Below are 11,017 nucleotides of genomic sequence, written 5' to 3' on the forward strand. Positions count from 1 at the left end.
GGATCGGGGGGCGTTGTGATGAGCGGAGTGACGATTCACCTTCCGCGGGACGTACAGGGGAACGGAAGCGGTTACGGCCACGGGGTGGGGAACGGGGGCCACGGCGAGGCCCGTGGGCAAGGCGCGGTGCCGGTGACCCTGCGTCTGGGACCGGGAGACGTCGCCCGCTTCGGGCGGGGTTCGGCCGACGTACCGGTGGACGTGCGGCTCGGTGATCCGGCGGTCTCCCGGCTGGCGGGCGAGATACGGGTGACCGAGGACCACTGGCAGCTGAGCAACTTCAGTGCCACTCAGAGCTACTTGGTGGAGAACCCGGAAGGGGCCGGGGAGTACTTACGCGTGCCGCCGCGCCGGGCAGGGGCGCCCATTCCCTTCGAGTTCGCCCGGGTCGTCCTGCCCACCCGGGGATCGACGGTGAGCTTCCAGGTGTTCGCGCCGGATCACGTGTACCTCGACGCCGACCGTGCGCACCACGCGGGCGGCCGGTGGGGGACCCAGACCCTCACCGCCTACTCCCTGGACGAGACCGCCACCTACTTCCTGATCCTGGTCGCGCTCTGCGAGCCCCGGCTGCGCGACGAGTCGGCCATCGCCGTGCCGACCACGCCCCAGATCGTCGAACGTCTCAGACACTGCCCGGAGTACCGCGGGCTCACCGCCCGCGCCGTCAGCTCCCACATCGACTACCTCGCCGAGGAGAAACTCCGGCTGGTCCCCACCACCGCCACCGCCACCGCCGCCACCACCGTCACGGACCCGGGCCCCGGCGCCCGCCGCAACGGCAAGCGCGAGGCGATCGTCGGGGTCGCACTCCGCTTCGGGCTGGTTCGCGAGGAGCACCTCGGCCTGCTGCCTCCGCGCGTGGCGGAAGGCGTACGGGCGAGGGCGGGCGCCGAATGAGCGCGCCCCCGGTCGAGTTACCGGCCGGCCATCGGGTGGGCGACTGGGAGGTCGCGGAACGGATCGCGAGCGGAGGCTGGGGAACCGTCTACGAGGGCCGGCCCGCGAGCCCGGGGGGCGAGGAACCGCGAGCCCGGTCCGAGGCCGGGCATGAGGAAGTCGTCGCGCTCAAGTTCCTGCCCACCGCCGGACTGGCCCCACGTCAGGCACGCGCTCTCGTGGAGACCGCCCGGCGCGAAACCGAGTTCGGGCGCCGGACCCGCCATCCACGGCTGATCCGGATGCTCGACTCGGTCGTGCTCGGCGAACCCGGCGACCCCGTTCTGGACGGAGCGTTCGTCCTGATCATGGAGCGGGCGGAGCACAGCCTGCGCCAGTTGCTCGACCAGGACGGCCCGGGGCCGACGGAGTCCGAGGCGTCGCGGCTCCTCACCGAGATCTGCGAAGGTCTGGCCCATCTGCACGGCATCAACTGGGTGCACGGCGATCTCAAGCCCGACAACGTACTGATCATGGCCGACGGTTCGGTCAGGCTCTCCGACTTCGGTCTCGCCGCGGAGTTGGACAGCGCCCACGGCACCCACGGCTACATGCCGCCTCTGGGCACCCTCGACTATCTGCCCCCGGAGCGCTGGAGAGCCCCGCTGGGCGAGCGCGGCGTGCAGGTGCGGCCCAGCCACGACATCTGGGCTCTCGGCATCATGATCCACGAGATGTTCGCCGGCGGAACCTCACCGTTCCCCGGGGCCACACCGGTGGCACGCGGGGCAGCGGCGCAGGAGTACGCCCACGGGCGCGCCCCCCTGCGCCTGGACGACGCCGTACCTCCCGCCTGGCGCGAGCTGGCCGCCGACTGCCTGGCGCCGACACACGCCCGGCGCGCCGTCCACACCGCGGAGAGCTTGCTCACCCGGATGCGGACGGCGCCGGTGCTGTCCGCCGGTTTCTGAGACGTCACCTGGGAGCCGAGACGTCACCTGGGAACTTCGTGGGGCTCGCACGTGCGGATCACGACACCGTCGTTGTCCTTCGCCTCGTCGTTCCCCCAACGCTGGAGGTAGTACGCCGACACATAGGCACGGGCCTTCCCACCGGGCACCACCTCGTCGAGATCGGTCAGCAGCCAGTAGTGGTTGAACGAGCTGCCCACCTCCACCTTGTCCCCCGGCCTCTTGCACAGGACGTAGTTGGTGCCCTTGTACAGCTTGCCCTGAGGCACGCATTCGGGCCTGCTGTCGCCGACGCAGTCGACGGCGGCGTAACCGGTCGCGTCGGCGAAGGTGTCCACCCAGTAGCGTGCCGGTTGGCCTCCGCCTCCGCCCCCGCCGCCGCAGGCGTTGGTGCTGGTCACCTGGGGGAAGGTGCCGTCCGGTGACAGCCGGTACTCGGTCCCCTGGATCACCGGGTGGACGATCTCGTTGTTCTCGCCGTCGTTGTCCCCGTTGGTGTCGTACAGCTGCTCGTAGTGCAGGTGCGCGGAGGTGGTACCGACCAGGCCCAGCCGCCCGAGCGTGGCCCCTGAGGCGACCTGCTGCCCGCGTCGTACGTCGATGCGGTCCATGTGCAGATAGACCGTGAACCAGCCGTTGCCGTGGTTGATCTCCAGGCCACCCGGCTCGAAGAGCTCGGTGACCGTGCCGGCCGCGGACGCGGCCACCGGGGCGCCGAGGGTGGTCCCGTCGACCCGGTACATGTCGAGCTTCTTGTCGTCCGGCGCGTGCCCTCGGTACGTCTGCAGCTGCCACGTCTCCCCACAGGCGAAGGGCAGCCTGAAATCGGGCCTGGCGGCAGGCGCTGGGGCCGTCGAGCGCGTGGCCCCCGGCGCGGCGGATGTCGCCGGTGCCGTGGCCGCCAGCGTCGTCAGGATCGCCACGAACACGACCAGAGCCGCGGCCCCCCAGCCCCTACCTCTCCCTCGTCGGAACCGCATGTAGCCCCACCCCTCCCTGTCACCGATCCCCATGGCTGTCGCGTCGCCACGGTGCCCGATGCGGCCGGGAAAGGTACCCCCGCACGTTCCGGATGTCCTGCCCCGCCGCCCCACGGCTAGCTTGCGAAACGTCGGCTCACAGCTGCATCGGTCACGACTACGGAGGAGATCACATGAGGTTGAGAAGGATCAGCAGACGGGCGGCTGCGATGGTCGCGACGATGATCGCCGCGGTGGCCCTTCCCCTGGCGGCGCAGGCACCGGCCGAGGCGGCACCGAACGGTGCGAGCGGAGCGGCCGCATGGAGGCCGGAGATCTACCCGCTGTTCTCGGGCGAGGAGGTGTGGCGGGATATCCCGAGCAAGGATCGGGACTGGTGGCTGAGGTGGTGCTCCGAGGCAAGTGGAATCGCCTGCGTGTCGGTTGGCCAAGGCGACGGCAATCACAGCGTCTTCCACCTGTTCAAGTGCGATACGCGGTCGCTCTCGAACTTCATCGACGCGCTCGCTGTTCGCAACAACCAGACTGGCGGAGCCGTGGTCCATTTCTGGGGGCCCAACCACCACAGGTACATGCCTGCGAACCCCAACGTGATCTACACGGTCCCGGACCACGTGACGTACGACTTCAATCGCCTCGATATCTGCTGAGGGCACATCGACCCGGGCACGCCGATCATGCCGGAGCTCGTCGCGGCTCTGACAGAAGCCCACAACTCGGGCCACGCTTTACTGTCGCCTCACCCGCCCTCGTACCCGTGAGTCACTGATCAGACTGGTGGATCCCGCTGACCACAGGCAACGAGGGGAACCACCCATGAACGGCTCGCGGATCGCCGCCGTCGGCCACTACCAGCCCGCCAAGGTCCTCACCAACGAGGACCTGGCGGGCCTGGTCGACACCAGTGACGAGTGGATCACGAGCCGAGTGGGCATCCGCACCCGGCACATCGCGGGTCCCGACGAGCCGGTGGACGAGCTGGCCGGGCACGCCGCCGCCAAGGCGCTCGCCGCCGCCGGACTCGGTCCGGAGGCCATCGACCTGATCGTGGTCGCCACCTCCACCGCCGTCGACCGTTCCCCGAACATGGCGGCCCGGGTCGCGAACCGTCTCTCCGTCCCGAACCCGGCCGCCATGGACGTCAACGTCGTCTGCGCCGGGTTCACCCACGCCCTCGCCACCGCCGACCACGCCGTCCGCGCGGGCGCCGCCACCCGGGCCCTCGTCATCGGCGCCGACAAGATGTCCGAGGTCACCGACTGGACCGACCGCACGACCTGTGTCCTCGTCGGGGACGGGGCGGGCGCGGCCGTCGTCGAGGCGGCCGAGGAGCCCGGCATCGGGCCGGTGCTGTGGGGATCGGTGCCCGAGATGGGGAACGCCGTACGGATCGAGGGCACCCCCGCCCGCTTCGCCCAGGAGGGGCAGAGCGTCTACCGCTGGGCCACCACCAAGCTGCCGCCCATCGCCCGGGCCGCCTGCGAGAAGGCAGGGCTCACCCCCGCCGACCTCGCAGCGGTCGTGCTGCACCAGGCCAACCTGCGCATCATCGAGCCCCTCTCGGAGAAGATCGGCGCGGTGAACGCCGTCGTGGCCCGGGACGTCGTCCACTCCGGGAACACCTCGGCCGCCAGCATCCCCCTCGCCTTCTCCAAGCTCGTCGAACGCGGCGAGATCTCCTCCGGCGACCCCGTGCTGCTGTTCGGCTTCGGCGGCAACCTGTCCTACGCGGGACAGGTGGTCCGCTGCCCCTGAGCAGGCCCTTCGTGGCGCGGTGACGGCGATGTGACGAGCCCGACCCTCCGGCGGGCTGGCCATTGTGGCCCGTAGACTGTAGACGAAAGACAATCCATACTGGCTGTTGACTTGGATTTTCCCGTCCTTCCGAGTTCTTTCCAGTACGGCCGTCGACTTTCCGCGTGCAGTACATCCAGTGGTGCTCTGGAGGGGGACCCGATGTTGTCGACAGGACTTCCGCAAGGCGCCGTGCCCAAGCTCGAACGCCCCGGTCCACTGCGCGACCGCGTCTACGAGGCCCTGCTCGAACTCATCACCACGCGCGCGCTGCGCCCCGGCCAGCACCTCGTCGAGAGCGAACTCGCCGGGCACCTCGGGGTCTCCCGGCAGCCCGTCCGCGAGGCCCTGCAACGGCTCAATACCGAGGGGTGGGTCGATCTCCGGCCCGCCCAGGGCGCGTTCGTGCACGAGCCGACGGAGGCGGAGGCCGACCAACTCCTCACGGTGCGCACCCTGTTGGAGGCCGAGGCCGCCCGCCTCGCCGCGGCCAATGCCGGTACGGCAGGCATCACGGCCCTGGAGGAGCTCTGCGCGGAGGGTGAGCGGGCCGTCGAGGCCGACGACGTGGACGCGGCCGTCGCCCTCAACGCCCGCTTCCACGCCAAGGTCATGGAGCTGGCCGGCAACGCGGTCCTCGCGGAACTCGCCGCCCAGGTGGACCGCCGCGTCCGCTGGTACTACACCCCGGTCGCCCGTCAACGCGGCCACCAGTCCTGGATCGAACACCGCGAGCTCATCGCGGCGATCTCGGGCCGCGACGAACAGCGGGCCACGGAGGTCATGCGGGCCCACACGGAGCACACCCGGAAGACGTACCACGAGCGGGAGAAGTGACCGACGTTCACGAGCGGGAGAAGTGACCGACGTTCACGAGCGGGGCGGTCGTCCTTGAGGCGGCCGCCCCTTGCCGTGTGCGGCCGAAGCGGGCGCCGGGTCGTGGTGGATCTCGGCAGTCGGCGGGCCCCCGCGCCCGGGCGCCCCGCGGCCCGTCGGCGGCGACTGTCCCGGCCCGTCGTCGCGACGCCCTTTGTCCTGTGAGTGGAGAAAGTTGACGGCAATCTGTGCGCAACTTCTTCCCAGCCCCGGCAGCCGCTGCTACGTTCCCCTGCGAAAGGTCGGTCGCGGTCATGTGGCCGGAACCCGACGGACGTTGCGGCCGGTTGAGGCGGGGAGGGGCTTGTGAGACGCATGACGGCTCGACCCGCGAACGCGCATCAGGCACGGCTGCTGCGGCTGTTGCGGGACGGAGGGCCCAACTCGCGGGCACAGCTGGGCGATCGGGTGGACCTCTCGCGGTCGAAGCTGGCCGTGGAGGTGGACCGGCTCCTGGAGACGGGACTGGTCGTGGCCGACGGACTCGCCGCCTCGCGCGGTGGCCGCCGCTCGCACAACATCCGGCTCGCTCCCCAACTGCGGTTCCTGGGCGTCGACATCGGCGCCACCTCGATCGATGTGGCCGTCACCAACGCCGAGTTGGAGATCCTCGGGCACATCAACCAGCCGATGGACGTGCGGGAGGGCCCGGTCGCCGTCTTCGAGCAGGTGCTGTCCATGGCGGCCAAGCTGAAGGCCTCCGGGCTCGCGGAAGGGTTCGACGGCGCCGGCATCGGCGTCCCCGGACCGGTCCGCTTCCCGGAGGGCGTCCCGGTCGCCCCGCCGATCATGCCGGGCTGGGACGGGTTCCCGGTCCGCGAGGCGCTCAGCCAGGAACTGGGCTGCCCTGTCATGGTCGACAACGACGTGAACCTGATGGCGATGGGGGAGCAGCACGCGGGCGTGGCCCGTTCCGTGGACGACTTCCTCTGCGTCAAGATCGGCACCGGCATCGGCTGCGGCATCGTCGTCGGCGGTGAGGTCCACCGCGGGGCGACGGGCAGCGCCGGAGACATCGGGCACATCCTCGCCGTACCGGACGGCCGCCCCTGCGCCTGCGGCAACCGGGGCTGTCTGGAGGCCCACTTCAGCGGCGCCGCGCTCGCCCGCGACGCCAGGGAAGCGGCCCAGCAAGGACTCTCGGCGGAACTCGCCACGCGTCTGGAGGCCAACGGCACCCTGTCCGCCGTCGACGTGGCCGCCGCTGCCGCCGCCGGCGACGCCACCGCGCTCGACCTGATACGCGAGGGCGGCAACCGCACCGGCCAGGTCATCGCCGGACTCGTCAGCTTCTTCAACCCCGGCCTGGTGGTGATCGGCGGCGGGGTGACCGGCCTCGGCCACACCCTGCTCGCCGCCATCCGCACCCAGGTCTACCGTCAGTCACTACCCCTCGCGACCGGCAATCTGCCCATCGTGCTGGGGGAGTTGGGGCCCACCGCCGGAGTCATCGGCGCGGCCCGTCTCATCAGCGACCACCTGTTCTCACCCGCGTGAGCCCTCTTCCGTTCGCACTCACCTAGGCCCTCCTCCGCCCGGGCCCACCAGCACAGCGCTCTGCTCCGCCCTGCCCGAAACGCCTGCCCAGCAGACGGATTCGCCCTGAAACCGGCCCGCACGCCCGCCAAGGGGAACTCATGGCACCAGAACCACCGCTGCTCACCATGTCCGGCATCACCAAGTCGTTCCCCGGAGTCCGGGCCCTCGACGGCGTCGACCTCGACGTCCAGGCCGGAGAGGTCCACTGTCTGCTCGGCCAGAACGGCGCCGGGAAGTCCACCCTGATCAAGGTCCTGGCCGGTGCCCACCAGCCCGACGACGGCACCATCACCTGGCGGGGCGAACCCGTCACCCTGAAGTCCCCGATCGCCGCCATGCGCCTCGGCATCGCCACCATCTACCAGGAACTCGACCTGGTCGAGGGCCTGTCGGTGGCCGAGAACGTCCACCTCGGACACGAGCCCACCGCCGCCGGCTTCGTCGTACGAGGGAAGGCGGCGCGGGCGTCGACGGCCGCACTGCTCAAGCGACTCGGTCATCCGGAGGTCGATCCGGCGCGGCTGGTGGGCGAGTTGTCGGCCGCCCAGCAGCAGATCATCTCCATGGCCCGGGCGCTCTCCCACGACGTACGGCTGATCGTGATGGACGAACCGTCGGCCGCGCTCGACCCGGACGAGGTCGACAACCTGTTCAGGATCGTCGGCGACCTGACCGCCGACGGGGTCGCCGTCGTCTACATCTCGCACCGCCTGGAGGAGATCCGCCGGATCGGCGACCGGGTGACCGTACTGAAGGACGGGCGGGCCGTGGCGGGCGGGCTGCCCGCGAAGGCCACGCCGACGCGCGAGGTCGTGGCCCTGATGACCGGGCGCAACGTCGAGTACGTCTTCCCCGACCGGCCGCCCGCGCCCCCATCCGAGGTCGCGCCCGTCCTCCAGGTGCGGGGCCTGGCGCGCGCCGGGGAGTTCGAGCCGTTCGACCTGGAGGTGCGGCCCGGCGAGATCGTGGGGCTCGCAGGACTCGTCGGCTCGGGACGCTCGGAGATCCTGGAGACGATCTACGGCGCGCGCAAGGCCACGGCCGGTCAAGTCAGCGTCGACGGAACGCAGTTGAGGCTCGGCAGTGTGCGGGCCGCCGTACGGGCCGGGCTCGGGCTCGCCCCCGAGGAGCGCAAGGCGCAGGCACTGCTGATGCTGGAGTCCGTCACCAGAAACGTTTCCGTGTCGTCGATGTCCCGCTTCGCGCGCGTCGGCTGGATCGACCGGGCAGCGGAACGGAAAGGGGCGCGCGCGGCGACCCGCGAGCTGTCCCTGCGCCCCGACAACCCGGCCGTCCCCGTCCGCACCCTCTCCGGAGGCAACCAGCAGAAGGCGGTCCTCGCCCGCTGGCTGCTGCGCGGCTGCCGGGTCCTGCTGCTCGACGAGCCGACCCGGGGCGTCGACGTCGGCGCCCGCGCCGAGCTGTACGCCGTGGTCCGCCGCCTCGCCGACGAGGGACTCGCCGTCCTGCTGGTCTCCAGTGAGGTGCCCGAAGTCCTCGGCCTCGCCGACCGGGTGCTCGTCCTGCGCGAGGGACGGGTCGTGCACACCGCGCCCGCCCGTGAACTCGACGAACACCGTGTCCTCGACCTCGTGATGGAAGGAAACCCGGTGGCCAGTGTGGGAAGTCCGGTGGCCGGAGCGGGAAGCCCCGCGACCGGTGAAGGGAGCCCGGCGTCATGACCCAGCCCGTGTCCCCGCCCAGGGACAGCATCGACAAGGCCCCCGCGGCGAGCGGGCCCCCCGCCTGGCGGACCATGCTGTTCCGGGCCGACGTCCGTACGCTCTCCCTCCTCGGCGTGCTCGCCGCGCTGATCCTCATCGGCGGTGTCACGAGGCCCGACGAGTTCCTCGACACCCGCAACCTCCAACTCGTGCTCACCCAGGCCTCGGTCATCGGTGTCGTCACCGTCGGCATGACCTTCGTCATCACCTCCGGCGGCATCGACCTGTCGGTGGGCGCGATCGTCGCCCTGGCGTCGGTCTGGGCGACGACCGTGGCCACGCAGGAGTACGGCTTCGCCGGCATCCTCTTCACGGCGGTGATCGTGGGCGTCGGCTGCGGCCTGGTGAACGGACTGCTCATCGCGTACGGCGGAATGGTCCCCTTCATCGCCACGCTCGCCATGCTCGCCTCGGCCCGCGGGCTCGCCCTGCAGATCACCGACGGCAGCACGCAGGTCGTCACCGTCGACGCCATCCTCGACCTCGGCGAACGCGACGCCTATGTCCTCGGCATCCCGCCGCTCGTGCTGGTCTTCGCACTCGTGACGATCATCGGCTGGCTCGTGCTGAACCGCACGACCTTCGGCCGGCGCACGGTCGCCGTCGGCGGCAACGCGGAGGCGGCCCGGCTCGCGGGCATCGACGTCCGCCGCCAGCGGCTCTATCTGTACCTGCTCTCCGGGCTGTGCTGCGGCATCGCCGCCTTCCTGCTGATCGTGCTGTCCGGCTCGGGCCAGAACACCAACGGCAACCTCTACGAACTCGACGCCATCGCCGCCGCGATCATCGGCGGCACCCTGCTCAGCGGCGGCCGGGGCACCATCACCGGCTCCGTCCTCGGCGTCCTGATCTTCACCACGATCACCAACATCTTCGCGCTCAACAACCTGCAGAGCGACGTCCAGCAGATCGCCAAGGGCGCGATCATCGTCGCCGCGGTCCTGGTCCAGCGACGCACGGCCAGCACGACCTGACCCACCGAAGAGCCGACACGCGAAAGGTCCACCGCCATGCCTGAGTTCACCAGCCGCAGAGGACTGCTCTTCGGGACCGCCGCAGTCTCGGCCGGCGCCCTCCTCGTGGGTTGCACCAGCAATGAGACCAAGGACACCCCGGCCGCCGACGACCAGCCGGCCGCCGACGACAAGCCCGGCAAGGCGGTCACCATCGGCTTCGCCGGACCGCAGGCCGACCACGGCTGGCTCAACGCGATCAACCAGAACGCCAAGAGCCGCGCAGAGCGGTACGAGGACGTCACCCTGGAGATCACCGAGGGCTCGAACGACACCGCCCAGCAGATCGGGCAGATCGAGACCCTCATCAACAAGAAGGTCGACGTCCTGGTCGTGCTGCCCGCCGACGGCAAGGCGCTCACCCAGGTCGGCCTCAAGGCGATGCGGGCCGGCATCCCCGTCGTCAACCTCGACCGGATCTTCAACTCCCCGCAGGCGTACCGCTGCTGGATCGGCGGCGACAACTACGGCATGGGCCTCAACGCCGGCCACTACATCGGCGAGCAGCTCAAGGACAAGGGCGAGGCCCGGGTCATCGAGCTCGCCGGACTGGACAACCTGGAGCTGACCAAGCAGCGCACGCAGGGCTTCGACGACGCCCTGAAGAACTACCCGAACATCAAGAAGGTCGCCCGGCAGGCCGCCGAGTTCACCGTCGAGTCCGGGCAGGCCAAGATGGCCCAACTCCTCCAGGCGCAGTCGGACTTCGACGCGCTGTGGAACCACGACGACGACCAGGGCGTCGGTGCGCTGCGCGCCATCGAGCAGGCCGGGCGCGACGACTTCCTGATGGTCGGCGGCGCGGGCGCGCTCTCCGCGTTCCAGGCGATCAAGAAGGACGACGGGGTGCTCAAGGCGACCGTCCTCTACCCGCCGACCATGGCCGCCTCCGCGATCGACCTCGCCCGCGCCCTCGGCCAGGGCAAGGGGGTCGGCGGCCTCGCCGAGTTCGAGATCCCGTCCTCGCTGACGCTGTACTCGGCCGTCGTCGACAAGGACAACGTCGACCAGTACATGGCCACCGGCTTCAAGTGACGGGTCCCGCACGACGGACCCGACCGGGACCACGGGCCCGAACGGAACCGGGGGCCGGGGCCGCCCAGGAGACGGCCCCGGACCGCCGGGCCGGGCCCCACCCCCCCACCGCGCCACCACGAGGAGGACACACGCATGGGACAGCCGCAGCAGCCCGACCCGGCCGAGGCGGAGGAGCCAGGAGCGCCGGGGCCCGACGCGGGAAC

9 protein-coding genes and 1 pseudogene are annotated in these 11,017 nt (G+C 70.8%); 9 read left to right on the forward strand and 1 reads right to left on the reverse strand.

The window, feature by feature from the left end; all coding sequences use genetic code 11:
• Positions 1 to 18: 18 nt before the first annotated feature.
• Positions 19 to 900, forward strand: a complete 882-nt coding sequence (locus P1P70_RS13990; protein ID WP_413471467.1) for a serine/threonine protein kinase — start codon at positions 19 to 21, stop codon at positions 898 to 900.
• Positions 897 to 1,820: pseudogene (locus tag P1P70_RS13995) on the forward strand (serine/threonine-protein kinase); the annotation flags it as partial. The gene P1P70_RS13990 and the pseudogene P1P70_RS13995, both read left to right, overlap by 4 nt.
• Before the next feature lie 53 nt (positions 1,821 to 1,873).
• Here P1P70_RS13995 and P1P70_RS14000 read toward each other — a convergent pair.
• The gene (locus tag P1P70_RS14000; protein ID WP_319237164.1) at positions 1,874 to 2,773 is read right to left on the reverse strand and encodes a M23 family metallopeptidase; all 900 of its coding nucleotides are present in this window, start codon (positions 2,771 to 2,773) and stop codon (positions 1,874 to 1,876) included.
• Between the two features lie 230 nt (positions 2,774 to 3,003).
• On the opposite strand from P1P70_RS14000, the gene P1P70_RS14005 reads away from it, so the two are divergent.
• The 7 genes from P1P70_RS14005 to P1P70_RS14035 all read left to right on the forward strand — a co-directional run bounded on the left by P1P70_RS14005 (position 3,004) and on the right by P1P70_RS14035 (position 10,811).
• On the forward strand, positions 3,004 to 3,480 hold the full coding sequence (locus P1P70_RS14005; protein ID WP_319237165.1) for a hypothetical protein: 477 nt from the start codon (positions 3,004 to 3,006) through the stop codon (positions 3,478 to 3,480).
• 166 nt (positions 3,481 to 3,646) lie between these two features.
• Positions 3,647 to 4,585, forward strand: coding sequence for a beta-ketoacyl-ACP synthase III (locus P1P70_RS14010; protein WP_319237166.1), 939 nt, complete (start codon positions 3,647 to 3,649; stop codon positions 4,583 to 4,585).
• 201 nt (positions 4,586 to 4,786) lie between these two features.
• Positions 4,787 to 5,461 carry a GntR family transcriptional regulator gene (locus tag P1P70_RS14015; protein ID WP_319237167.1) on the forward strand — a complete coding sequence of 225 codons (675 nt, stop codon included), beginning with the start codon at positions 4,787 to 4,789 and terminating at the stop codon, positions 5,459 to 5,461.
• Positions 5,462 to 5,815: 354 nt separating this feature from the next.
• On the forward strand, positions 5,816 to 6,997 hold the full coding sequence (locus P1P70_RS14020) for an ROK family transcriptional regulator (protein WP_319237168.1): 1,182 nt from the start codon (positions 5,816 to 5,818) through the stop codon (positions 6,995 to 6,997).
• A gap of 140 nt (positions 6,998 to 7,137) precedes the next feature.
• Positions 7,138 to 8,721 carry a sugar ABC transporter ATP-binding protein gene (locus P1P70_RS14025; RefSeq protein WP_319237169.1) on the forward strand — a complete coding sequence of 528 codons (1,584 nt, stop codon included), beginning with the start codon at positions 7,138 to 7,140 and terminating at the stop codon, positions 8,719 to 8,721.
• Positions 8,718 to 9,737, forward strand: coding sequence for an ABC transporter permease (locus P1P70_RS14030; protein ID WP_319237170.1), 1,020 nt, complete (start codon positions 8,718 to 8,720; stop codon positions 9,735 to 9,737). The genes P1P70_RS14025 and P1P70_RS14030 overlap by 4 nt, the downstream gene beginning before the upstream one ends.
• 36 nt (positions 9,738 to 9,773) lie before the next feature.
• Positions 9,774 to 10,811 (forward strand): substrate-binding domain-containing protein, encoded by a 1,038-nt coding sequence (locus P1P70_RS14035; RefSeq protein WP_319237171.1) that lies wholly within the window; start codon positions 9,774 to 9,776, stop codon positions 10,809 to 10,811.
• Positions 10,812 to 11,017 lie beyond the last annotated feature (206 nt).

The sequence above is a fragment of the Streptomyces sp. MB09-02B genome (genome assembly GCF_033794485.1).
In the GTDB taxonomy this organism is placed as follows: Bacteria; Actinomycetota; Actinomycetes; order Streptomycetales; family Streptomycetaceae; genus Streptomyces.